The following is a 21,354-nucleotide window of genomic DNA, read 5'->3' on the forward strand; positions in this document are numbered from 1 at the left end:
TCCCTCCGGGAGAGGGTGCCCGAGGGCTCCCCCGCCCCCTCTCCCATAAATGAATAGGGGAGAAAATTGACGAGGACTGCTATGAGCACAGCCATCGAAACCTACAAATCCGGCATCTTCGACCTGACCCATAAGCTCACCGTGGAAAAGCACGGACACACCGCGCTGATCACCATCAACCACCCGCCAGCCAACACCTGGGACCGCGACTCGCTGATCGGCCTCAAGCAGGTGGTCGAGCATCTCAACCGTGACGACGAGGTGTACGCCCTGGTGGTGACCGGCCAGGGGCCGAAATTCTTCTCCGCCGGCGCCGACCTGAACATGTTCGCCGATGGCGACAAGGCACGCGCCCGCGAAATGGCGCGACGCTTCGGCGAGGCCTTCGAAACCCTGCGTGATTTTCGCGGTGTGTCCATCGCCGCGATCAACGGCTACGCCATGGGCGGCGGCCTGGAATGCGCCCTGGCCTGCGACCTGCGTATCGCCGAACGCCAAGCGCTGATGGCCCTGCCGGAAGCCGCCGTGGGCCTGCTGCCCTGCGCCGGCGGCACCCAGGCGCTGCCCTGGCTGGTCGGTGAGGGCTGGGCCAAGCGCATGATCCTCTGCGGCGAGCGCATCGACGCCGAAACCGCACTGCGCATCGGCCTGGTCGAACAGGTGGTGGACACCGGCGAAGCACGCGGCACGGCCCTGCTGCTCGCCTCCAAGGTCGCACGGCAAAGCCCTGTAGCGGTGCGCACCATCAAGCCACTGATCCAGGGCGCCCGTCAGCGCGGCCCGAACACCTGGCTGCCGGAAGAGCGCGAGCGCTTCGTCGACCTGTTCGACGCCGATGACACCCGCGAGGGCGTCAACGCCTTTTTGGAAAAACGCGACCCGCAGTGGCGCAATAAATAAATCGTGGGAGCGAGCTCTGCTCGCGAATCAGACGACGCCATTTTTTCGCGAGCAGAGCTCGCTCCTACAGCCCCGCAGGGTAGACGTCGCCTTTTACGGCCACCCTAGAACCGTAAGGGGATGGCGTCATCCACCCTACGCAGGAAGACCCTATGAATCTGCAATTCGAAGAACGCCCCAGCCTGCACGGCTACCGCATCGGCATCGCCAGCCTGGACGCCGAGAAGAGCCTCAATGCTCTCACCCTGCCGATGATCGAAGCGCTCGACGAGCGCCTCGCGGCCTGGGCCGAAGACCCAACCATCGCCTGCGTGCTGCTGCGCGGCAACGGCGCGAAAGCCTTCTGCGCTGGCGGCGACGTGGTACAGCTTGTCAATCAGTGTCGCGAGCACCCCGGTGAGGTACCGCCACTGGCGCGGCGCTTCTTCGCTGACGAATACCGTCTCGATCACCGCATACACACCTACCCCAAACCCTTCATCTGCTGGGCTCACGGCCACGTGCTGGGCGGTGGCATGGGCCTGATGCAGGGCGCCGGCATTCGCATCGTCACGCCGAGCAGTCGCCTGGGGATGCCGGAAATCAACATCGGCCTGTACCCGGATGTCGGCGGCAGCTGGTTCCTCGCCCGCCTGCCCGGGCGCCTGGGCCTGTTTCTGGGCCTCACCGCGGCGAGCATCAACGCCCGTGATGCGCTGGATTTGAATCTGGCCGACCGCTTCCTGCGTGACGACCAGCAGGACGCCCTGCTCGAAGACCTGGTGCAACTGAACTGGCGCGAGCAAGCCGATCTGCAACTGCACAGCCTGCTGCGCGCGCTGGAAAACGAAGCCACGCCCGAGCTACCCACCGCGCAGTGGCTGCCACGCCGCGAGCGCATCGACGAACTGCTCGATGTCGCCGACCTACCGGCGGCCTTCCAGGCCATCAGCGCCCTGCAGCAGGATGACGATGCCCTGCTCGCACGGGCCGCCAGGACCCTGGCCCACGGCTGCCCGCTGACGGCACATCTGGTCTGGCAACAGATCCTCCGCGCGCGGCATCTGTCGCTGGCTGAGGTGTTTCGCATGGAGTACGCCATGAGCCTGAACTGCTGCCGCCACCCCGAATTCCCTGAAGGCGTGCGCGCGCGCCTGATCGACAAGGATCAGACGCAGCATTGGCATTGGCCGGATGTGGACGCGATTCCACAAGCCGTGATCGACGCGCACTTCGCTCCCGCCTGGGACGGCGAGCATCCATTGGCGGACTTGTAACGCAGTCGCCGGTTTGCAGCCGCAATGAATGGTCAGCCACTACCCTGTAGGAGCAAATTCATTCGCGATAAAGCAGGCAACTGCGTGACCGTCGGCAGAGCTGCAACCACAGCGCGCCGTTATCCGCTCCAAGCCCGGCAATAACACAACAAGAACAAGGAGAACCGACATGACTCAGATCGCCTTTATCGGCCTCGGCCATATGGGCATGCCCATGGCCCGTAACCTGCTCAAGGCGGGCTACCCGCTGAAAGTCTTCGACCTGGTGCGCAGCGCCGTCGACACCCTGGCCGGTGAAGGTGCGGTGGCGGCCGAAAGCGCGCCCGACGCCGTCAACGAAGCCAAGGTGGTGATCAGCATGCTGCCTGCCAGCCGCCATGTAGAAAGCCTGTACCTGGGCGACGAAGGCCTGCTCGCGCGACTGCCCGCCGGCACGCTGGTGATCGAGTGCTCGACCATTGCCCCGGAGTCTGCACGCAAAGTGCATGCTGCTGCGAAAGCATGCGGCATCGCCCTGCTCGACGCGCCGGTATCCGGCGGCACCGGTGGCGCGGCAGCCGGCACCCTGACCTTCATGGTCGGCGGTCAATCCGAAGCGCTGGAACGAGCCCGGCCGCTGCTCGCCGCCATGGGCAAAAACATCTTCCACGCCGGCCCCGATGGCGCCGGCCAGGTAGCCAAGGTGTGCAACAACCAGGTGCTTGCCGTGCAGATGATCGCCACCGCCGAGGCCATGGCCATGGGCGTGGCCAATGGCCTGGAGCCTGCCGTGCTGGCGGAGATCATGCGGCAGAGCTCGGGCGGCAACTGGACGCTGGAGAAATACAACCCCTGGCCCGGCGTGATGGAGAGCGCCCCGGCATCCAAGGGCTACAGCGGCGGCTTCATGGCCGAACTGATGGCCAAGGACCTCGGCCTGGCTCATGAAACCGCCAGCCACAACGGCAACAGCGCCCCGATGGGTGCCCTGGCGCTGCAGCTCTACCGCCTGCTGCTCAAGCAGGGCAAGGGCAAGCAGGATTTTTCGGTGGTACAGCAGTTGTTCGTGGAATAGAGCCCGAAACCTGCCTGCCGGAGATGTCTCGCTGCGGATCGGCGACAGGCCAACGATCACGTTACGCTCGACACACACGGCTCGCCGGGCACAGCATCCGCAGACGTTGCTGCCCGGTCCCGAAATGCGCGGCGGATACGCACGCAACAGCAGTTGAGAAATACGCCATCAGCAAGACCGGTGCCAAGAGTGACCACCGGTCTTCCGAATGGCGCCGGCTCCTAGCGCAGGGTCAGCCCGAACGCTTCCTCGCTGAAGTCGAAGCAGTTGAGGAAGCGGCGAATTTCCAGCAGGCTGCCGTCGACCTTCACATCGCCGAGCAGTGCGCCCTTGACCAGACCGCCTTCGCCGGTCAACAGGGTATCCATGAAACTCTTGTCCATGCTCAGGCGCAGAGCGGTGCCCTCGGGAATCCCCTTGTGCAACTGGGCTACACCACGTCGCACCTCAAGCGCCCACTGCTCATCGACATCGGGGAAGCTGAAGCCCAGGGTCAGTTCCACATCGCCGGACTTCTCAGGGTCGATACGAGTCACCCAGTTCTGCAGGAAGCTCTGCGGGGTGAAGCTGCGCACCATATCCGGCGAGAGGAAGACCTTGCGCATCTCCGCCGAGCGCTGGCGAATGACGTCGCCGTCGAGTTTGCCCTCCAGCTCCATGGCACTCATCAGGTACCAGTTGCGCCAGTTGATGTTCATGCTGGCGTAGCCCAGTTTGCGAAAGCTGCGGGCCTTGATCTCGCGCGCCAGCTGGTCTTCGTGATCGACGCGAATGGCGTAGCCGGCCAACTCGGCGGCCCACTGGTAGTCACCCTTGAGGTAGGCGTTGCCTGCCTCCAGCAACAGCTTGTCGCGACCGCCGGCCAGGGCGATCAAACGCTCGGCCTGCTGCCGTGGCGGGGTCGGGTCGAGAGCTACCGGATCACCCTGGAACCAGCCCAGGTAACCGTTGTAAATCTGCCGCACGCTGTGCTTCACCGTACCGTAGTACTCGCGCAGGTAGGGCGTGTAGCCAGCCAGGTACGGCGGCAGCTTGACCTTCTCCACCAACTCGTCTGGCGTCAGGCCCTTGTTCATCCAGCGTACGGTCTGGTCATGGATATAGGCGATGCCGTCGCGGGTCATGCGCAGCACCTCCTCCACCTTGTCCTGGCCGCTGACGGGCCGGCCATGCAGCGGCACCATGTACTCGGCCTGATAGGCGCGCAGCTTGTCCAGGCTCTCAACCCACTGCACCGGGTCGCGGAACCTGGTGCCGCGCAGCGTGTGAATGTTCGGCAGGGTCGGCCCCTGATCGACCTCGGCGCTGATCACCACGCGGTTGTTCGGCAGGTAAAGAACGATCTCATCCGGCGCCTCGCTGGGTACGTGCAGAAACTGCACGTCGAGGCCGGCGATGTTGGTGTCCAGGCGGTCGCCGAAGGTCAGAGTCGGGGCAATGAAGGACGACGGCTCCGGCTTGACCAACGGGCCGATGCCACCGTTCATGCCCTCCTGGTCGCTGGCCGGCAGGAACGAACCGAAGCTGTACGCCGAGCGCACGCCGAGAATCGGCCCGACCAGCGCACCCTGCGCCACCACGTTCTGCAGCAGCGTTTCGTGGGCGTAGATCTGCACCTCGCCGCGCTCCACCTGCTCGCGGCTGACGAACGCCTGCACGCCATTAATGTGATCCGGATGAAAGTGGGTGTAGACCACCGCTTTGACCGGCTTGTCGGTGAGCTTGCGAAACTCGGCCATGATCTTGCGCGACTCGCTGACCGACTCACCGGTGTCGACGATGATCAGTCCCTGTGGCGCCTCGATCATCACCACGTTGCCCAGTTGCCAGCCAACCGCCGAATAGACGTTGTCGGCGATGCGATAGATCTGTTGGGCGAATACCTGGGTGTGAGCCGCCAGTTCGGCGTTGATGCTGGGTTCGATGCGCTCGGCCGGCAGCTCGGCATAGGCGCTCAACGGCAGGGTGGCGGCCAGCAGCAGGCCGCTGAAACGAGAGAAGGAGCTCATGGCAATTGGGCTGTCTTGTTGTTGGAATGCTGACAGGTTGGCAAAGGCCACCTGATAATTCCAATGCATTCGAATAGAGCAATTAATGCAGGAAGCGCATGAACGATCTCCGCCAGCTTCGCCACTTCGTCGCCCTCGCCGAACACGAGCATTTCGCCCGTGCCGCCGCTGCCGTACATCTCAGCCAGCCGGCACTGAGCCGCAGCATCCAGGCGCTGGAAAGCCAACTGGGCTGCACGTTGGTGGATCGCCACAGTCGCGGCGTCAGCCTCACCGCCCATGGCCAGCTGGTGCTGGAGCACGCGCGCCGCCTGCTCGCTGGTAGCCTGGCACTGAGCAATGCGGTCAACCAGCTGGGCAATCTGGAGGCGGGCGAGCTGCGCCTCGGCGCCGGTCCCTACCCCGCCGCAAGGCTCATCCCGCAGGCGCTGGGCCAGTTGCTGCAACGCTACCCGCGGGTGCAAGTGAAACTGGATATCGCCAACTGGCTGGAGCTGCGCGACAGCCTGCTGGGTTCGACCATCGAACTGTTCGTCGCCGATATCCGCGAGCTGCATGGCGATGCTCAGCTACACATCGAACCACTGCGCGTGCACCAGGGTGTGCTGTTCTGCCGACCGTCGCACCCGCTGCTGCAGCGCCGCAATCTAAAGCTACGCGATCTGCTCGATTTCCCGCTGGCCGGAACGCAGCTACCGCAAGTGGTCGAACGCAGCCTGGGCGAGGCCAGCGGACGCGCACAGCCGTTGAGCGTGCAATGCGACAATTTTCTGGTGCTCAAGCGCCTGGTGGCCGGCAGCGATGTGCTGAGCATGGCGCCATGGGACGTGATCGCCGACGAACTTCACAGCGGCCAGCTCGCCCTGCTGCCGCTACAACCGCAAGGCCTGCATCAGCATTCGGCCTATGGCCTGGTCAGCCGCGCCGGCCACAGCCTGTCGCCAGCGGCGCAGGCCATGGTCGAAGCGATTCGTCAGATGGATGAACAGACGCCGCGTGCCGGGCACGCGGCCGAGCGAGGGAAGGCTTAGCGGCGACGCTCGCCGATGCCGCGCTGCTGGTTGTGGCTGCGCCCGTTGGAGAAGCGCTGCTGCGTGCTGCGGCCAGAGTCCCAGCCGCGCTGCATCTGCCTGCCTTGATGTTCTCGCTGGCCATGATTGCGACGGTGGTCATACCGCGGCTGGTCGTAGCGTTTGTAGCCATCACGGTGACGTCGGTCATGACCGTAGTGATGACGTGGCGGCGGCGCCGGCACATAGCGCGGAGGGGTTGGGTAGTAGTGCTGACGGCGATCCTCGTAATAATAGCGCGGCGCCCCATAAACAGGTGGCGCGTAGTGATCACGCCGGTAGCCGTCGTGGTAACGGTAGGCATGGCCGCTGTGATAGCCACGGTCGTAGTCATAAACGGCACAACCGCTGAGCGAGGTGAATAGCAGGGCGGCGAGGAATAGTCTGTTGGACATGCAGGCCTCCGCAGAGGAAGCAGGAGGAGCGGTCAGCGCCTCGGAAGAGAAGCCGGGCAGCGCGCCCGGCGCCGGATCAGCAGCGGCCTTTCTTGGCCTGCCCTGGCGGGCAATGGGGCGGGCCTCCGGTATCGCCAATATCGATACCGACACCTGGCAATCTGAGGCTGCACCCGGACAGACCAAACGCCAGGCTCGTCGCCAGCAATAGCGCAAATAGGGCTTTCATCAGCAGCTGCCCTTCATGCGGTGCCCCGGTGGGCAGAAGGAACCACCATTGGAATAGCCGTGCCCACCCAGGTCGACACGTATCAAATCGGGATCACCGACGCGCGCGTGCACGCCCGGCGCACTGAAGCTGCAGCCTCCCAGCAAAAAGGCCAATGTCATCACGGTCAAACCACGCATCTGGAATACTCCTCGAATTTCCAATATCCGCTGGACGGGTGACGGCACGAGGCGCAGCACGTTCAGCTGTTGGGTAAGACACACCGCGCATACGCCCGTTCCGTGCCGCCGGGTGAGCTGCATCACCAGGCGACGAACAGCACTGGCAAGCCATCCGCTCGCAGCCGCAGCGGATCGCGGATAAATCCGCTCCTACAATAGACACTGAGCGCTCCGGGCCATCAGTAGGGAAAACCATCAACCAGCCCCCCCGCACTGCATCAGGGCTACCCTCACCGCAACAGTGATCACAACTAGCGCTAGCCCCGCTCAGCAAGCTAGCATCACGCCATCTGCCCGCCGCCGGATTCACCCATGTCCCTGCGCCCCAAACGGCACACGCAAACCTCATTGGTGTTACTGCTCCTGTTTCTGCTCGGCAGCGGCTTTCTCACCACCTCGCTGCTGAGCTACTACGCCTCGCGCGACAGCATTCGCCAGAACATCGTCAACACCGAGCTGCCGCTGACCTCGGACACCATCTATTCCGAGATCCAGAAGGACCTGATCCGCCCGACGCAGATCGCCTCGATGATGTCGCGCGACACCTTCCTGCGCGACTGGGCGCTGGCCGGCGAGCAGAACCCCGAGCCCGTCACCCGCTACCTGCGCGAGATTCAAGATCACTACGGCACCTTCACCGCCTTCTTTATCTCCGAGCGCACGCGCACCTACTACCAGGCCAAGGGCGTGCTCAAGCAGGTGCAGGAAGATGAGCCGCGCGATGACTGGTACTTCCGCGTGCGCAACATGGAGGAGCCCTACGAGATCAGCGTCGATCCGGACATGGCCAACGCCGACCAGCTGACCTTCTTCATCAACTACAAGGTGTTCGACTACCAGGAACGCTTTATCGGCGTGGCCGGTGTCGGTCTCACCGTCGATGCAGTGGTCAAGCTGGTGGACGACTACCAGCGGCGCTACGACCGCAACATCTTTTTTACCGAACGCAACGGCCATCTTGTGCTGACCGGTGTCGAGGGCGGCCCCATGGGCGCCCGTCGCGGCCAGCCGTTGAGCGAAGTACCCGGCCTGGAAAAACTGCTGGCCGTGCTGCCGCAACCGAAAAGCGGCGACTATCGCTACGACGAACACCAGCGCAGCCACTTTCTCAACGTACGCTACATCCCCGAACTCGAGTGGTTCCTGTTCGTCGACAAGCACGAGGAAGGCGCGCTGGCTGGCGTTCGCCACAGCCTCTACCTCAACCTGCTGATCTGCCTGCTGGTCACCGCCATCGTACTGACCCTGGTGAGCCTGGTGATCCGTCGCTACCAGCAGCGCATCGCCGCCCTGGCCACCACCGACAGCCTCACCGACCTGCCCAACCGCCGCGGCTTCGAACTTCATGTGGAGCAGGCCCTGCAGGAGGCGCAGCGCGACAGCAGCCCGCTGTGTGCAGTGCTGCTGGATCTGGACAACTTCAAGCAGATCAACGACCGCCACGGCCACCTGGCCGGCGACGAGGTGCTGCGTCGCTTCGCCGAGCAGTTGCGCGCGGCGCTGCGCCAGTCCGACATTCTCTGCCGCTGGGGCGGCGAGGAATTCATCCTGCTGCTGAAGAACACCGACCGACACGCCGCCCACGAGCTGGCCGAAAAACTGCGCCAGCACTGCGCCGAGCAGCGCTACCCGGTAGGCGGTGAAACACTGCAGGTCACCGTCAGCCTCGGCCTCAGCCAATGGCAGCCGGGCGAAGCGCTGCATGACCTGCTCGGCCGCACCGACCGCGCCCTGTACCGGGCCAAACAGGCCGGTCGCGACCGCGTCTGCGAAGAGCATTGATGGACACCGAGCGCTGCCCGTTATGCGGCAAGAGCAACCAGTGCAGCATCGCGGCAGGCCGCAGCGATGAACCCTGCTGGTGCTTCGACGCGAAGATCGACCCCGCCGCACTGCAGCGCCTGACGCCCAAACAGCTTGATCGCGCCTGCCTGTGCCCGGCCTGCGCCGGCTTGGTGGCAGCCGCCAAACTCGACGAGCACCACTGAGCCATGCGCCTGGATCGCTTCCTCAGCAACTTCCCGCGTTTCAGCCGCCAGGACAGCCGCCTGCTGATCAGCGCCGGGCGCCTGCGTGTGGACGGCGAAGTGATCATTGATCCGCGCTTCGATATCCGCGACTTCCAGCGCGTGGAGCTGGACGACGAACTGCTGCAGGCCGGGCGCAGCGCGCGTTACTGGATGCTGCACAAGCCGGTCGGCGTGGTCAGCGCCACCGAACACGAAGAACACCGCACCGTGCTCGACCTGCTGAACGAGCCGGACAAGCACGACCTGCACCTGGCCGGACGCCTCGATCTCAACACCAGCGGCCTGCTGCTGATCACCAACGACGGACGCTGGTCGCGGCGCATCACCCAGCCGCAAGAGCGCAAGCCCAAGGTCTACCACGTCACCACCGAGCAGCCGATCACCGATGAGTACGCCGAGGTCTTCGCCCGTGGCCTGTACTTCGCCTTCGAGAACCTCACCACCCTGCCCGCCCCGCTCGAGGTGCTGAACAGCCACGAAGCCCGGCTGACCCTGTTCGAGGGCCGCTACCATCAGGTCAAGCGCATGTTCGGCCACTTCCGCAACCGCGTCGTCGCCCTACACCGCGAACGCATGGGCGAGATCGTCCTCGACCCGCAGCTCGCGCCAGGTCAGTACCGCGCTCTGACGGCTGCGGAAGTCGCAAGCGTCTGATCTTCCCAGCCCAACCTTCACGACCCGACCAACGGTAGACCTAAACCGCGATAAAGATGTGACCCGGCCTTGCGTGGCTGCAAGTCAGCTGCTTGAATCGAGTCACAAGTCTTGAGATGACCAATTGGTCACTACGAGACAGCTACACCTTATTTCAGTTACTGGCGCCCTGCGCCGTCTGGATTCCTGCCTGGTAACACCGCCCTCTCCAGCGTCTTCAATAAGGCCTGGAGCGCTCGCCTGTTTCGATCCTAACTGCTTGAAATTCAAATACTTATAAAAATCCCCTGCCTGACATGAAGCTGTCACGCTCAGGCGCTTTTCTGACTGCTCAATCAAATGCGAACGGCCGCCCGCTCGCCTTGTTCACTTGCGCCAGGAGGAAACGACATGAGGCCAGAAACCACAGTCGTCGAGATCAACAGGAAGCACAAGGTACACACGGAGTTCTACGGTAACCCGGCAGCAAGCAAGACCATCATCCTGGTCAATGGCTCCCTGGCGACCACCGCCTCGTTCGCGCAAACGGTCAAGTACCTGCAACCACAGTTCAACGTGGTGGCCTTCGACCTGCCCTATGCCGGTCAATCGAAGCCGCACAACAGCGACTTCACGCCCATCAGCAAGGAAGACGAAGCGGCCATCCTGCTCAAGCTGATCGACCACTACGGCGCCAATTACCTGATGTCCTTCTCCTGGGGCGGCGTCGCCTCCATGCTCGCCCTGGCCCAGCGCCCGGCCACGCTGGAAAAGGCAGCGATCTGCTCCTTCTCGCCGATCCTCAACGTGCCGATGCTCGACTACCTGCACAAGGGCCTGCGCTTCTTGAACGCGGTGGATCGCGACAACATCGCTCTGCTGGTCAACAGCACCATCGGCAAACACCTGCCGTCGCTGTTCAAGCGCTTCAACCACAAGCACGTCAGCACCCTCGACGAGCACGAATACCGGCAGATGTACGCGCATATCAAACAGGTGCTGAACATGGAGGCGCATTGCCGCATGGAATGCCTGCAGGCCATCGAAATTCCGCTGCTGTTCGTCAACGGCGACCGCGACGAATACACCTCGGTGGAAGACGCCTGCCTGTTCGCTCAGCACATCGACCATGCCCAGTTCGCCGTGATCGACGACGCTGGCCACTTCCTCGACATGGAACACAAGGCCGCCTGGCTGCAGACCCAACGCGTCCTGCTGGACTTCTTCAGCGCCCCCAGCAAACGCCTGCAACTGCCCAATCGCGGCGAGCTTCAGGAACTGCAGGCCATCGCCGTATGAACGGACGCAGAGGCGAACCGGCTGCACGACGGGTTCCGGTTCGCCCTTCATTTTCGCCGCAGGTTCCGGTATAAAGGCACCCGCTGCGGGTGTCGTATAATGGTAATACCCTAGCTTCCCAAGCTAGAGCCGTGGGTTCGATTCCCATCACCCGCTCCAGACAGCCAAGCAAAAGCCCCGTCATCACTGACGGGGCTTTTTCGTTTCTGCTGGGTGAACCTCGCCACATCCTCCACCTTGAGTTGTGACGTGACGCTGAGGTGCGTACCCTGCGACGCGGCCAGGGTGGCCTCTGTCGGAAAGGATGTCCCATGCTCAAACGTCTCTATCGAGTCCTCGCGCTGGCCGTTCTGGTGGGTGCGCTCGCGGGTTGCGGCACACTGTTCGGGCGAAATGGCAGTTATTACGGACCCGATTACTACACAGGCACTGCGTACGACTTCGGCGTGCTGTTCGGTTCTGATGAAGTCAATCGCGGCTACTTTCCAGCCACGGCCTGGTGCTGGTTATCGGTCGTTTGCCCAGTACTGACGATCTTTTCACTGCCTGTGGACGCTGCTGTCGATACCGTCATGCTCCCGCATGACATCTATCAGGCAAACAAACCGATCGAGTAATCGGAGACACGAATAGGCCCGTGCCTTCTTGCGCTGTTAGCTCGGGCAAATCCAGGCAGCGTGATGCCCGGCTCTACGCTTTTTGAAAGGGCCGCCCGAGCTAAGGCCGCCTCACCCGGCGCGCCAAAACCGGGACCACTCGCCCTTTCCCCGGAACTTCTGCTCCTCAACACCACCAGAAACCTATACGTCCCTTCTGGAGGCCCTTGACGATGGAACAGTGGAACATCTGGCTTGACCGCGATCTCTGGCTCAACATTGCGATTGTTGTGGTCGCTACGGCGCTGATCTACAGCGTGTTGCGTGCGGTGGTCGGCACGCTGCACAAGCGGCTGATGGCTTGGTCGAAGGATCAGGACGGCAGTTGGCCGCACTTCGTGGCGGTTGTGATCGGTCGTACCAGCCGCGTGTTGCTGCTGGCCTTTTCCCTGTTGCTGGCCTTGCGCCTGCCGGAGCTGCCCGGCAGCTGGCAGAGCGCGCTGAGCCATACCTGGTTCGTCGCCCTGGCCTTGCAGGTGGCGCTGTGGGTCGATACCGGCGTACGCCTGTGGTCGCGTAGCCTGGTGATGAAGAAGAGCGGCAGCTACAACCCGGTGATGACCACCATCATCAGCATCATGATCCTGATCGTGGTGTGGTCGGTGATGCTGCTGTCGATCCTGGCCAATCTCGGCGTGGATATCACCGCGCTGGTGGCCAGCCTGGGTGTTGGCGGTATCGCCGTGGCACTGGCGGTGCAGACGGTGCTCAGTGATGTGTTCGCCTCACTGTCGATCGGTGTCGACAAGCCCTTCGAGATCGGCGACTTCGTGGTGTTCGGAGAGGTGGCCGGGACCATCGAGCATATCGGCCTGAAGACCACGCGCATCCGCAGCCTCAGCGGCGAGCAGGTGGTGTGTGCCAACGCCGACTTGCTGCGGCAGATCGTGCATAACTACAAGCGCATGAATACCCGCCGTATCGTCTTCAAGTTCGGCGTCAACTACGACACGCCGAGCGACAAGGTTCGCCAGGTGGCCGAGCGCGTCGGCGACATCATCCGCGCCACGCCCAAGGCCAGATTCGACCGCGCACACTTTCTCGGTTTCGACGAAAGCCAGCTGACCTTCGAGGTGGTGTATATCGTGCAGAGCTCGGACTACAACCAGTACATGGATATTCAGCAGGAGATCAATCTGCAGCTGCTCGATGCCCTGCGCGAGCTGGATGTGCGCTTCGCCCTGCCCCGTCGCGACCTGCGCCTGGTGGGCGAGCGGATGCCGGTCATCAAGGTCGCCGGTCTGCCGCAGCAGACCGAGACAGAGGACGGCGAGCAGGATCAGCGCTTGCCGAGATTCAGTTGAGGAACGCCTGAAAAGCCCGCGTATGCGGTAATGCTGTTCACTTAAGGTCGCAGGCATTGACTCCCCTCTCCCACTTATGGGAGAGGGGTTGGGGAGAGGGCCGAAACCCCGCGAAACTGCCAGTTTCCCCCTCTCCCTAACCCTCTTCTCGGAGGGGCGAGGGGACTAATCGCGCTCGACCGTTTCTTATGTGAACAGCATTACGCGTATGCGGGCCATCGCTGAGTGGCGCTGGCCCGCAACTACCGGCGTCTGCCGGGCTCTTGCCTTCCCTGAGTAACGAAATGCCGATTCTCCTACTGGGCATGCTTGCCGCCATCGCTGATGCCGCAGTTCAGCCGCGACCGTGGCTACAGCGTGCAGACCAGCACCGCCTCGGCTCCAACAAGGCTCGATGCGTGGTGCCCGCCTCACGTGAGGAGGGCGCTTTGCCACCATATAAGCCTTTGAAAAACATAAATTTTCCATCTTCACATCGGCAGCGGTGACGGCTACCCTGCCGCCCCATGATTCGATGCTTACTGCCCCTGCTCTGCTGTTTCACAGCCCTTTCCCTGCACGCCGCACCCGCCAGTTTCGCCGAGGCCAAGCGCCTGGCCTGGCCGTTGTATGCGCAGCAATCCACCGAGTTCTATTGCGGCTGCAAGTACAGCGGCAATCAGGTCGACCTACGTTCCTGTGGTTACACGCCGCGCAAGAACGCCAATCGCGCCCAACGCATCGAGTGGGAGCACGTTAAATATGCCGGTTGTAACATGTTACAAATATAAGTGCATGATTCTAATCATTTTTTATTCTGTAACGCTTTTACCACCTTCCAGCTATTCGCTTACACAGAACTCCAGTCGCTCGACTCTTTCAGAAGATCTTACCGACAGTAGAGACACCTAGCCCAGTTCTGAATCAGATGCACGCTCAGCATTGCCATCAACGGGTACGCCGGGCGAATGCCCTTCCCCTTTGGGTAGTGCGAATCGATCAGGGCAATTAGATTCTTCCACGATACCACCAGGCCCATCTCAATCAGAAACAGCTCCCTGCGGATCTGCTTGCGCTTGCCGACGTACTCGGCTTAGCGCCAGTATTACTTGATCAGCTCAGAATCTCAGATGGCGGTGGCAGAAGGCTTGAAGGATCGCAGGCGAGTTCGCCTGCGATGCGGTAGAGCTTCTCGACGGTAATGTTGACCTCGCCACGCTCGATGCGACCTACATAGCTGCGGTCGAGACTGCACGCCAGCGCCAATGCGTCTTGGGAAATCCGGCAGACCTTCCTCTGCATTCGGATGCGTTCCCCTAACGCTTTCGCCAACTTATCCATGACCGTCTCAATTCAACTTGAGGCGGCACTATCGTGCGTTTGCGGACGCAGAGGCCACGGATTATAATCCGCATTTTCGCGCTAATTCTTCTGGTGCCTCAATGAAATCGGCCTCGCTTATCTTCGACAGGCGTCTGTATGAGCTGCTTCAGGAGCCAGGGCGTACAACGTTTACGACCCGTGAACTGCGCGATGCTTATGCCGCTCGCTTGAGTGGCACACATTTCCGTATCGCCGATGTGCGCCGCTATGTGTATGAGCAGATCCGCCGATTAGTGCGCGCAGGCTGGGTTGTGCTGGATAAGGATCGTCGTGTTCGAGGACAGGTCTACCACCTGCAGCCGATTCCAGTACATCTGCAACTGGAACTGATCGACAACGGTTTTGAGAACAGCCTTATGGTTGCCGGAGTGCCCGAACCAGACACGGCAGTACCCGACGTGGAAGCTTTGCCACTTAAGTCGTCAGCCAATACGGATTTGCAGTTGGAAGCGCTCCACAAGGAAATCCGCTTGGACTTTCTCACCTCAATGGGCGAGGCAGAGCGATTCAAACTGCTTCTGGACGAAATGCCGCATTTCCGGGACAAGCTTGAAGGCGATTACCTGGAAGCCAGGGATCGCAGTTCTCGCCTCTTGGGGCATCTGCGCGCCATCGAAAAGGCCCTCAAAACGCTCGCTGCACCATGATGAGCAGTTCGCTACGGAGCTGGCAGGACAGCTGCATCACTCGGGCGTTGGAGCACTTTACCGTCACGCCGCACTTCTTCTGCCAGGCTACGCCGGGAGCCGGAAAGACACGCATGGCTGCAGAACTGGCCAGCCGACTGCTTGAGCAGGACAGAATCGATTTGGTGCTGTGCTTTGCGCCGTCCTGCCAGGTCGTGGAGGGTTTTCGTTCGACCTTTGCGGCTGTGCTAGGCAGGCGTCTCGACGGCCAGATAGGTGCCGTGGGCGCGGCTTATACCTATCAGGCCATGGAATACCGTGATGAGGGATTCTGGCAGCTGCTTGATGACTACCGGGTGTTCGTGGTCTTCGATGAGATCCACCATTGCGCCGGCCACGATCCGCTGCTCAGCAATGCCTGGGGGCAGCAGATACTGCATCGGATACAGGATCGGGCTGCCTTCACGTTGGCCCTGTCTGGCACGCCCTGGCGTTCGGACGACAAGGCCATCGCATTGGCTCGCTACTCTTCGCCCGAGGGGCATCTGATCTGTGATTACCGTTATGGCTTGAAAGATGCCATTGCCGACGACGTGTGCCGATCACCTCGCATTGTGTTGCTCGACAATCAGAAGGTGAAACTTACGGAAGAGCTTGGCGCGAATAGCTCCGTGAGGCTGTTTCCCAGCATCGCCAAGCTTTTAGGGGAGTCACCTGTCACCTATGAGGAACTTCTGCGTCATGACGAGGTGATCAATCCAATCCTCGATCTTGGCTGCAGCAAGCTGAACGAGCTACGCCAGATCAAACCTGATGCCGCTGGTTTGGTGGTGGCCACAGACATCGAACACGCCCAGCAAGTTACACTGGCTCTAGAAGCAATGGGTGAAGAGTGCCGCATCGTGACCAACAAAACCCCGGATGCGCAGCAGGTGATCAATGCATTCCGGAGCAGCGCCTGCCGCTGGATTGTGGCCGTCGGAATGATCAGCGAAGGTACCGACATTCCCCGCCTGCAAGTGTGCTGCTATCTCAGCCGTATCCGCACCGAACTGCATTACCGGCAAGTGCTGGGACGAGTGCTGCGGCGCACAGGTGAGTCCGACGACCAAGCGTGGCTATTCATGTTAGCGGAGTCAACGCTTCAGGGCTTTGCGGAGCGAATATCGAATGACTTGCCTGATGACCTGGCAGTTTTGAGCGATGTGCAGATGCCTGGTTTTACTCCAGGGTCCAAACCTGAGCCGATGGGCACTTTGGGTCATGTCGAAGGTTTCGGCGGTGCGGGGTTAGGTAGTGCAGAACCGGGTATTGGATCGCAGCCTACGGACATCATTTCGCTGGATGGCTTTGCAATTGAGCCCGCTTACCAGGTCAGCTTTTCCCAGCATTATCGGCAGCAGCTACTGGCTTGTTTTTGATGCTCAGCCAGTCGAGGCAGATCCAATGATGTTGGTGTTCATGATTCCATACCCGGCCGGCGTCGTTTGGAACGTAATCGTGAGGTGTACATGGAGATTAAGTCGCAGGCATTGGTCGATGTCGTTGAGGATGTGATCTGCGACGTGTGCCGCTCTGGCACGGGTATTCCCGGCTACGGTCCCCAATACGGCAAGCTTGAAGCCCAATGGGGATATGGCTCCCCGCATGATGGGCAGCACTACCGGGTGCATCTCTGTGAGCCCTGCTTTTTCAGGGTGCTGAGTGGGTTGCGTCGGGAGCGCATGGTCAATGGTATGTTCGATGATGATCAGCCATTTGCTTCTGAAGATTTTGGTCTGGTCAGCAAAGATAACTACTGGGAAAAAAACTGATTGTAGGGCTGAAAATCCATCAGCCGCACCACGTCGAATCGCGGACAAATTAGGGGTAAGCGCGCGACTTGCCCGTTCTGGTCTCGTAGATTGGAATAACCGAATAAGGAGGTAGCCGCTTTGACCCTTCCGCATGAAAGAACCCGGAGTGTCGTCAAGACCGAAGCTTTTCTCCGCGACCTCTCTCGTAACACTGAGCTACCTGATGACATTCGCAGCTATGCGAAAAGCCTGCTTAGACACTACCCCTCAGCCGATCAAGTTTTCTCGCTGGGGCGCCTCGAAGAGTGCCTAGTAAATGACGCTCAAGATGATGAATATCGGCGAAGGGTGATTGCGTTCCATCAGCCACTTTTCAGTTCGTCGTTAGACTTCACGCTATAGGCGTAAATGCCACGATGCTCAGCACTGATCAAGCCCAGTCGGTATACGCCCGGATTACGCAACGAGTCAAGCGACTACCTAAAGGGCAGCCGTTCAGCATTAGCCGTTTCACAGGGTTTGGAACGAAAAATGCCGTATCCAAGGCAATAGCTCGACTGGTCAAACGAGGCGAACTCGAACGGGTGTATCGTGGGATTTATATGCGCCCGAAACCCGGACTTTACGTTGCCAGGGCTCGTCCCAACCACTGGCAATTGATCAGCGTAATTGCCAGGCAGAAGCACTTGTCTTTACAAATCCATGGTGCCAATGCCGTCAGGAGGTTTGGGCTCAGTACCCAGATGCCGCTTATTCCAATCTTTTACACTAACGGCGCCAGCCGCTCAGTATTCATAGGAAACGCTGAAATCAGGCTAATACATGCGACAACGATGGTCATGCAGCATGCAGGAACTGAGGTAGGGGTGGCTATCAGCGCACTGTATTATCTCGGCAAAGAAGGCTCCACTCCGGAATGCATAGCAGCGATCAAGAAAGGACTCAGACCTGAAGACTTTGTCAAGTTGCTGGCCTGCAAACTACCAAAATGGATGAGCACGGTGTTGAAGGTTGAAAGTGTGAAATAGCGGAATCGCTACCTTACGATGAGCTGCCCGCGCATGGGGGCATTGTCGTCAACGATCCCGCGGCGATCTCCCTACCTACCAGTCCCCTTGGAGGGTCAAGTAGCACGAGCCCGGTGCAAGGCGAACGCCTGGGCACCGGGCTATCGCCATCACACGTAATGCTTGTTCCCTTTGCGCTCAAGCGGACGGCCTTTAAATACATGCGGGCCGTCCATCGTCAACTCGACCCTGTCCCCTTTGCGGGTTAGCCAAGGCGTGGCTTCCGATCCAGTTTTGGAGGTAACGCCACTGGGGCTGATGCGAATTTCGTCGCCATCGATCTCGATCATCCCCAAGACGTAGGTGTAAACCAGGCTACTGAAAAATCCTCCTTTGAATTCGAAGGCACACTCTACGACCTCGTCCCCGTACTCCATCCGCATTTTCGGCTTGAGGGAGGCAACCGACACTGCTCCGTTGTCGACGGCGGAATAGACGCTGCAGACCAGCGCGACTTTGCCGCCCATAAGATGAGAGATGGCTGCATTGATCTCGACGGTTTCGATCCCTGGGGCAGAGGTGCTCGCGCTTACCACATCGCCGGTATGGAACACGAAGGGGTCAGCCTCGAAGGAACCGCGCTTGTCAGGCGCCTGAATGATGGACATCCGACCGTCTGGGCGAAGGATACCGATTCGCAGGTCAAGGTCGTCGTTGTCTCGACCGTCTCCGTTGTCCACCCACCTGGCGCTGACCTTGATGACCTTCGGCGCGGCCGCGCCTTTCTCCAGAGAGACCTTGTGCGTGCTCCCGGGTTTGTCCAAGGTGATCACCGTCTTGGTGATGCTGACCGGTTTCGCAGGGGGCGCGGCTGGGATCGGGGCAGTTGCCGGCTCATCGTCGACCTCGACTCCATACATGCCACAGAGCCCGACCAGGCCCGAGGCGAAACCCTGCCAGACAGAGCGCGCCTTCGCTTGACCGTTTCGGACGTAGAGCTCGAGTACGATGATGCCCGTCTCCCGCTCAAATGCCCCAGGCGCAAGATCCAGCACCTGGTCGCCGGCAAGAACACGTGCGCTGAGGTTTGGTACTCCTGCGAAACCTCCTCCGGTGCCATCTTGGGTCAAGGTGATGGCGATCTTCGAGATAGCGGCTGGCAGGCGACTCAGATCAAAGCTGATGCTGTGACTGATCGAGCCGGCCTGGATGATGGGAGGCGAGAATGCGGCCGCGCCGGACGCATGCTCCGGCGCATTGAAGAAGACCATCCCACTGTCATCGACCACTTTTCCGGAGTCAGTGATGAGGAAGGCCGTCAGGTTCACGTCGAGGTTTGCGCCGGCAGAATGCGTTACCAGCACCTGACCTTTCGACTGGTTGATGGTGGTGTTCTCGCCGGGCTTGAGGGATTGATTCAATTCTGGTCGCCTATTCCTTGGTTTATGTGCAGGCAAAGTAAGCCTGGATTGCATGAAGCGAGGTCCCACACTCGTCCATTCAGGGCCGAATCTCCAAAGTGAAGTGTAACTAGAGAAGGGAAAGGTTGAAGCCAATCCGGGCTGCAGGATACTGAGCAATAAAACTGATTTGTGGGATGCGGAAGACATTGATGCCGCCGAGGCTGAATCAGCATGAGGCGCGATGACCGCGCCTCATGAGTTGACTTAAGCAACGCTTGCGGTCGAGTCAAAAGCTAGGCATTCAGAAACAGAGATGAACTCTTGCCGTCGGCACAGCCAAGCCGAAAGGAAGGTGTAGGCAGTAGTGAGCACGGAGATCATGGCCATCGTTTCTTTCTTCTCCCGTCGGTTCCTTGCATTCGCTCTCGCCTGGGACTCCCCTTTGTACTTGGTGCTTAAGAATAGCGATGCCACCAGTACGCCTATTACTGCATAGAATACTGACACCAGAGTCATCTTGGCGATGAGCGACAAGCTGATGCTCATCCATCCCTGATTGGTTCGCACAGACGCATACACCGCGAACATCAATGCAAACATGAAACCCGTGAGGCCTGCCACCATTGCGAGTTGACGAGGCAGCTCGAGCCAGTTCATCAAGAAGGCCAGTACCACGCCTGCAGCCGGCAAGAGGTTCGTAATCGCGGCATCCGTGTAGTCGTTGTAGATGGTTGTTTGCCCCTGATGGTGTCTCCACATCGCCCAAGCTGTCAGAAGTGCCCCCGCCAGCAGCAAGTACTTCCAGGCCGGGCTAGATTTGAACTGCTGCCACAGAGTCTTCTCCGGCGAGCGGTATGACGGCGAGGACGAGGTTGCACTCGAAGCTGGCGCAACCTTTTGAGGGGGTTGGTACTGCGGCATCTGGGCTGGTACCTGCTGGTGCTCTCCAGCACGTTGAGTTTCGAGCGCTTGGGCGGCCTGAGCACGCTGCTGGAGTTCGATGATTGCCAACTGGCGCTGATTCTCGATCTGCGCCTGTCGAGCTGCTTCTTCAGTCGCTAGACGCTCCGCAGTTTGCCGCTGCCTGATGGCCTCCGCTTCCTGGTGCTTGTTCAGCTGGGCATGGGCTAAAGCCGATGCAGCCTTACCCTTCTCCGCCGTCACATATTGATCAAGCGCCTGGATGCGGGCGCCGATAGTGCTGTCGAGGCACTGCTGGTCAGTACACGCATTCCTTGTCGCGAGCCATTCACGTTGCGACTGACGGACCGCATCAGACTGGCCAGGATTTACCTCCAGGGCGGTCTTATAGGATCTAGCTAACCACTCGTCCAACCCGGACAGGTAGCCATCACGGCAGATTTCTGTTTCGGGGAAGCTGCTGGCCTTGGAGCAGTCAAAGCTTGCTGCCACAGTTTGGCCGGCCAGGAGGGCCAGAAGCAGACCGGAGACTGCTGCACGAAGTTGCATCGAGATCATCCTTTACTTGTTGATCGCCTATTTGCGTTATTGGCGGCCCAGGGTGGTTTATGCACCCCGTTAACCATAACGCCCGAGCCGAATGATGCCAGTTAGCCGGCATCTGGCACAGTCTCCCCTTGTGCCGTTACAGTGAAGGCTCAAGTCGCGAAGGATAATCTCCGATGTCAACCGAATTCTCTAGCCCCGCAACCACGTAAGCAACTGCACATTGGCTACTTCCGGGGGGTGATGCTGCACTGGCCGCATACGTGGTTGCTTTGCACAACACCACCCGCGGCCCTCATTAGCTCCTAGCGGCTGGAGGATATCCTCAGGAACCCCCTACTCTGGCAACCTTCCACAGTTGCACTAAATCCGATGCCCTATCCCGGAGAAGAGTTGCGGCGTCGGAGCACGCTGATTCGAGCGTCATGGGGACGATAGAGAAAACGGAAAAAATCGTACGTTAAGCGTACGGCCTGTCAGGTTGAGGCCCTAGAGGTTGCCGGCGAGGCGTCAGAAAATGCTGGAATCGGCCCTATCCTGACGCAGCCCAAGGTTCCGGCCTGACGCCTAGTTAGGGCATGCCTCAGTCTGACAGTGATGAGTCGCAGGCGTTCGGATCGGCATCGGTTTCGCTCCC

22 protein-coding genes, 1 tRNA gene and 2 pseudogenes are annotated in these 21,354 nt (G+C 60.5%); 17 read left to right on the plus strand and 8 right to left on the minus strand.

Features of this window, described 5'->3' with window-relative positions:
- Positions 1 to 81 precede the first annotated feature (81 nt).
- The 3 genes from B2U07_RS05440 to mmsB all read left to right on the plus strand — a co-directional run bounded on the left by B2U07_RS05440 (position 82) and on the right by mmsB (position 3,210).
- On the plus strand, positions 82 to 900 hold the full coding sequence (locus B2U07_RS05440; RefSeq protein WP_147812045.1) for an enoyl-CoA hydratase: 819 nt from the start codon (positions 82 to 84) through the stop codon (positions 898 to 900).
- Between the two features lie 152 nt (positions 901 to 1,052).
- Complete coding sequence (locus B2U07_RS05445) at positions 1,053 to 2,156, plus strand: enoyl-CoA hydratase/isomerase family protein (RefSeq protein ID WP_296276188.1); 1,104 nt, start codon at positions 1,053 to 1,055, stop codon at positions 2,154 to 2,156.
- A 169-nt stretch (positions 2,157 to 2,325) separates the two neighbouring features.
- Positions 2,326 to 3,210, plus strand: coding sequence for a 3-hydroxyisobutyrate dehydrogenase (mmsB, locus tag B2U07_RS05450; RefSeq protein WP_296276190.1), 885 nt, complete (start codon positions 2,326 to 2,328; stop codon positions 3,208 to 3,210).
- Between the two features lie 221 nt (positions 3,211 to 3,431).
- Here mmsB and B2U07_RS05455 read toward each other — a convergent pair whose 3' ends face one another.
- The gene (locus tag B2U07_RS05455; RefSeq protein WP_296276193.1) at positions 3,432 to 5,219 is read right to left on the minus strand and encodes an alkyl/aryl-sulfatase; all 1,788 of its coding nucleotides are present in this window, start codon (positions 5,217 to 5,219) and stop codon (positions 3,432 to 3,434) included.
- A 98-nt stretch (positions 5,220 to 5,317) separates the two neighbouring features.
- Between B2U07_RS05455 and B2U07_RS05460 the strand changes: the two genes are divergently transcribed.
- Complete coding sequence (locus B2U07_RS05460; protein ID WP_296276195.1) at positions 5,318 to 6,250, plus strand: LysR family transcriptional regulator; 933 nt, start codon at positions 5,318 to 5,320, stop codon at positions 6,248 to 6,250.
- On the opposite strand, the gene B2U07_RS05465 is transcribed toward B2U07_RS05460, so the two are convergent.
- The 3 genes from B2U07_RS05465 to B2U07_RS05475 form a co-directional block, all read right to left on the minus strand.
- A complete protein-coding gene (locus tag B2U07_RS05465) occupies positions 6,247 to 6,684 on the minus strand; it encodes a hypothetical protein (RefSeq protein ID WP_296276197.1) in 438 nt (145 codons plus the stop codon). The two genes, B2U07_RS05460 and B2U07_RS05465, sit on opposite strands and share 4 nt — an antisense overlap.
- Positions 6,685 to 6,760: 76 nt before the next feature.
- Positions 6,761 to 6,913 carry a hypothetical protein gene (locus B2U07_RS05470; protein WP_296276199.1) on the minus strand — a complete coding sequence of 51 codons (153 nt, stop codon included), beginning with the start codon at positions 6,911 to 6,913 and terminating at the stop codon, positions 6,761 to 6,763.
- On the minus strand, positions 6,913 to 7,092 hold the full coding sequence (locus B2U07_RS05475) for a hypothetical protein (RefSeq protein ID WP_197855230.1): 180 nt from the start codon (positions 7,090 to 7,092) through the stop codon (positions 6,913 to 6,915). Before B2U07_RS05475 ends, B2U07_RS05470 begins: the two co-directional genes overlap by 1 nt.
- 354 nt (positions 7,093 to 7,446) lie before the next feature.
- Between B2U07_RS05475 and B2U07_RS05480 the strand changes: the two genes are divergently transcribed.
- The 8 genes and pseudogenes from B2U07_RS05480 to B2U07_RS05515 form a co-directional block, all read left to right on the plus strand.
- Entirely contained in the window at positions 7,447 to 8,916 is a 1,470-nt protein-coding gene (locus tag B2U07_RS05480; protein ID WP_296276202.1) for a sensor domain-containing diguanylate cyclase, read from the plus strand.
- On the plus strand, positions 8,916 to 9,122 hold the full coding sequence (locus B2U07_RS05485; RefSeq protein WP_147811398.1) for a cysteine-rich CWC family protein: 207 nt from the start codon (positions 8,916 to 8,918) through the stop codon (positions 9,120 to 9,122). Before B2U07_RS05480 ends, B2U07_RS05485 begins: the two co-directional genes overlap by 1 nt.
- A gap of 3 nt (positions 9,123 to 9,125) precedes the next feature.
- Positions 9,126 to 9,818 carry a pseudouridine synthase gene (locus tag B2U07_RS05490; RefSeq protein WP_147811397.1) on the plus strand — a complete coding sequence of 231 codons (693 nt, stop codon included), beginning with the start codon at positions 9,126 to 9,128 and terminating at the stop codon, positions 9,816 to 9,818.
- A 390-nt stretch (positions 9,819 to 10,208) separates the two neighbouring features.
- Entirely contained in the window at positions 10,209 to 11,096 is an 888-nt protein-coding gene (locus tag B2U07_RS05495) for an alpha/beta fold hydrolase (RefSeq protein WP_147811396.1), read from the plus strand.
- 85 nt (positions 11,097 to 11,181) lie between these two features.
- Positions 11,182 to 11,255: transfer RNA gene (locus tag B2U07_RS05500), tRNA-Gly, on the plus strand.
- Between the two features lie 152 nt (positions 11,256 to 11,407).
- On the plus strand, positions 11,408 to 11,713 hold the full coding sequence (locus tag B2U07_RS05505) for a YceK/YidQ family lipoprotein (RefSeq protein ID WP_275544417.1): 306 nt from the start codon (positions 11,408 to 11,410) through the stop codon (positions 11,711 to 11,713).
- 212 nt (positions 11,714 to 11,925) lie between these two features.
- Positions 11,926 to 13,056 (plus strand): mechanosensitive ion channel family protein, encoded by a 1,131-nt coding sequence (locus B2U07_RS05510; RefSeq protein WP_147811394.1) that lies wholly within the window; start codon positions 11,926 to 11,928, stop codon positions 13,054 to 13,056.
- 506 nt (positions 13,057 to 13,562) lie between these two features.
- Positions 13,563 to 13,793, plus strand: a pseudogene (locus B2U07_RS05515) (deoxyribonuclease); the annotation flags it as partial.
- A 155-nt stretch (positions 13,794 to 13,948) separates the two neighbouring features.
- On the opposite strand, the pseudogene B2U07_RS05520 reads toward B2U07_RS05515, so the two are convergent.
- Positions 13,949 to 14,101 (minus strand): annotated as a pseudogene (locus tag B2U07_RS05520) (IS5/IS1182 family transposase); the annotation flags it as partial.
- Positions 14,102 to 14,148: 47 nt separating this feature from the next.
- On the minus strand, positions 14,149 to 14,376 hold the full coding sequence (locus B2U07_RS05525; protein ID WP_003119937.1) for a helix-turn-helix domain-containing protein: 228 nt from the start codon (positions 14,374 to 14,376) through the stop codon (positions 14,149 to 14,151).
- 101 nt (positions 14,377 to 14,477) lie between these two features.
- Here B2U07_RS05525 and B2U07_RS05530 point away from each other — a divergent pair, with 101 nt between their 5' ends.
- The 5 genes from B2U07_RS05530 (at position 14,478) to B2U07_RS05550 (ending at position 17,868) form a co-directional block, all read left to right on the plus strand.
- On the plus strand, positions 14,478 to 15,065 hold the full coding sequence (locus B2U07_RS05530; RefSeq protein ID WP_003090691.1) for a hypothetical protein: 588 nt from the start codon (positions 14,478 to 14,480) through the stop codon (positions 15,063 to 15,065).
- Entirely contained in the window at positions 15,065 to 16,465 is a 1,401-nt protein-coding gene (locus B2U07_RS05535) for a DEAD/DEAH box helicase (RefSeq protein ID WP_003090692.1), read from the plus strand. Before B2U07_RS05530 ends, B2U07_RS05535 begins: the two co-directional genes overlap by 1 nt.
- A 90-nt stretch (positions 16,466 to 16,555) precedes the next feature.
- On the plus strand, positions 16,556 to 16,858 hold the full coding sequence (locus tag B2U07_RS05540) for a hypothetical protein (protein ID WP_023083424.1): 303 nt from the start codon (positions 16,556 to 16,558) through the stop codon (positions 16,856 to 16,858).
- Between the two features lie 120 nt (positions 16,859 to 16,978).
- Entirely contained in the window at positions 16,979 to 17,242 is a 264-nt protein-coding gene (locus tag B2U07_RS05545; RefSeq protein WP_041104676.1) for a BPSL0761 family protein, read from the plus strand.
- A 14-nt stretch (positions 17,243 to 17,256) separates the two neighbouring features.
- Positions 17,257 to 17,868, plus strand: a complete 612-nt coding sequence (locus B2U07_RS05550) for a DUF6088 family protein (RefSeq protein ID WP_023083423.1) — start codon at positions 17,257 to 17,259, stop codon at positions 17,866 to 17,868.
- 149 nt (positions 17,869 to 18,017) lie between these two features.
- Here B2U07_RS05550 and B2U07_RS05555 read toward each other — a convergent pair whose 3' ends face one another.
- Together B2U07_RS05555 and B2U07_RS05560 are read right to left on the minus strand one after the other, a co-directional pair.
- A complete protein-coding gene (locus tag B2U07_RS05555; RefSeq protein WP_003090694.1) occupies positions 18,018 to 19,268 on the minus strand; it encodes a TerD family protein in 1,251 nt (416 codons plus the stop codon).
- A gap of 246 nt (positions 19,269 to 19,514) precedes the next feature.
- Positions 19,515 to 20,720, minus strand: coding sequence for a lysozyme inhibitor LprI family protein (locus tag B2U07_RS05560; RefSeq protein ID WP_023098557.1), 1,206 nt, complete (start codon positions 20,718 to 20,720; stop codon positions 19,515 to 19,517).
- Positions 20,721 to 21,354 lie beyond the last annotated feature (634 nt).

Source organism: Pseudomonas sp. UBA7530 (assembly GCF_002479365.1).
In the GTDB taxonomy this organism is placed as follows: Bacteria; Pseudomonadota; Gammaproteobacteria; order Pseudomonadales; family Pseudomonadaceae; genus Aquipseudomonas.

What these genes read in the sequence shown, in the direction of transcription:
- B2U07_RS05440 (WP_147812045.1), top strand. Translation starts at nt 82, where the DNA reads ATGAGCACAGCCATCGAAACCTACAAATCCGGCATCTTCGACCTGACC.
- B2U07_RS05445 (WP_296276188.1), top strand. Translation starts at nt 1,053, where the DNA reads ATGAATCTGCAATTCGAAGAACGCCCCAGCCTGCACGGCTACCGCATC.
- mmsB (WP_296276190.1), top strand. Translation starts at nt 2,326, where the DNA reads ATGACTCAGATCGCCTTTATCGGCCTCGGCCATATGGGCATGCCCATG.
- B2U07_RS05455 (WP_296276193.1), bottom strand. Translation starts at nt 5,219, where the DNA reads ATGAGCTCCTTCTCTCGTTTCAGCGGCCTGCTGCTGGCCGCCACCCTG.
- B2U07_RS05460 (WP_296276195.1), top strand. Translation starts at nt 5,318, where the DNA reads ATGAACGATCTCCGCCAGCTTCGCCACTTCGTCGCCCTCGCCGAACAC.
- B2U07_RS05465 (WP_296276197.1), bottom strand. Translation starts at nt 6,684, where the DNA reads ATGTCCAACAGACTATTCCTCGCCGCCCTGCTATTCACCTCGCTCAGC.
- B2U07_RS05470 (WP_296276199.1), bottom strand. Translation starts at nt 6,913, where the DNA reads ATGAAAGCCCTATTTGCGCTATTGCTGGCGACGAGCCTGGCGTTTGGT.
- B2U07_RS05475 (WP_197855230.1), bottom strand. Translation starts at nt 7,092, where the DNA reads ATGCGTGGTTTGACCGTGATGACATTGGCCTTTTTGCTGGGAGGCTGC.
- B2U07_RS05480 (WP_296276202.1), top strand. Translation starts at nt 7,447, where the DNA reads ATGTCCCTGCGCCCCAAACGGCACACGCAAACCTCATTGGTGTTACTG.
- B2U07_RS05485 (WP_147811398.1), top strand. Translation starts at nt 8,916, where the DNA reads ATGGACACCGAGCGCTGCCCGTTATGCGGCAAGAGCAACCAGTGCAGC.
- B2U07_RS05490 (WP_147811397.1), top strand. Translation starts at nt 9,126, where the DNA reads ATGCGCCTGGATCGCTTCCTCAGCAACTTCCCGCGTTTCAGCCGCCAG.
- B2U07_RS05495 (WP_147811396.1), top strand. Translation starts at nt 10,209, where the DNA reads ATGAGGCCAGAAACCACAGTCGTCGAGATCAACAGGAAGCACAAGGTA.
- B2U07_RS05505 (WP_275544417.1), top strand. Translation starts at nt 11,408, where the DNA reads ATGCTCAAACGTCTCTATCGAGTCCTCGCGCTGGCCGTTCTGGTGGGT.
- B2U07_RS05510 (WP_147811394.1), top strand. Translation starts at nt 11,926, where the DNA reads ATGGAACAGTGGAACATCTGGCTTGACCGCGATCTCTGGCTCAACATT.
- B2U07_RS05525 (WP_003119937.1), bottom strand. Translation starts at nt 14,376, where the DNA reads ATGGATAAGTTGGCGAAAGCGTTAGGGGAACGCATCCGAATGCAGAGG.
- B2U07_RS05530 (WP_003090691.1), top strand. Translation starts at nt 14,478, where the DNA reads ATGAAATCGGCCTCGCTTATCTTCGACAGGCGTCTGTATGAGCTGCTT.
- B2U07_RS05535 (WP_003090692.1), top strand. Translation starts at nt 15,065, where the DNA reads ATGAGCAGTTCGCTACGGAGCTGGCAGGACAGCTGCATCACTCGGGCG.
- B2U07_RS05540 (WP_023083424.1), top strand. Translation starts at nt 16,556, where the DNA reads ATGGAGATTAAGTCGCAGGCATTGGTCGATGTCGTTGAGGATGTGATC.
- B2U07_RS05550 (WP_023083423.1), top strand. Translation starts at nt 17,257, where the DNA reads ATGCTCAGCACTGATCAAGCCCAGTCGGTATACGCCCGGATTACGCAA.
- B2U07_RS05560 (WP_023098557.1), bottom strand. Translation starts at nt 20,720, where the DNA reads ATGCAACTTCGTGCAGCAGTCTCCGGTCTGCTTCTGGCCCTCCTGGCC.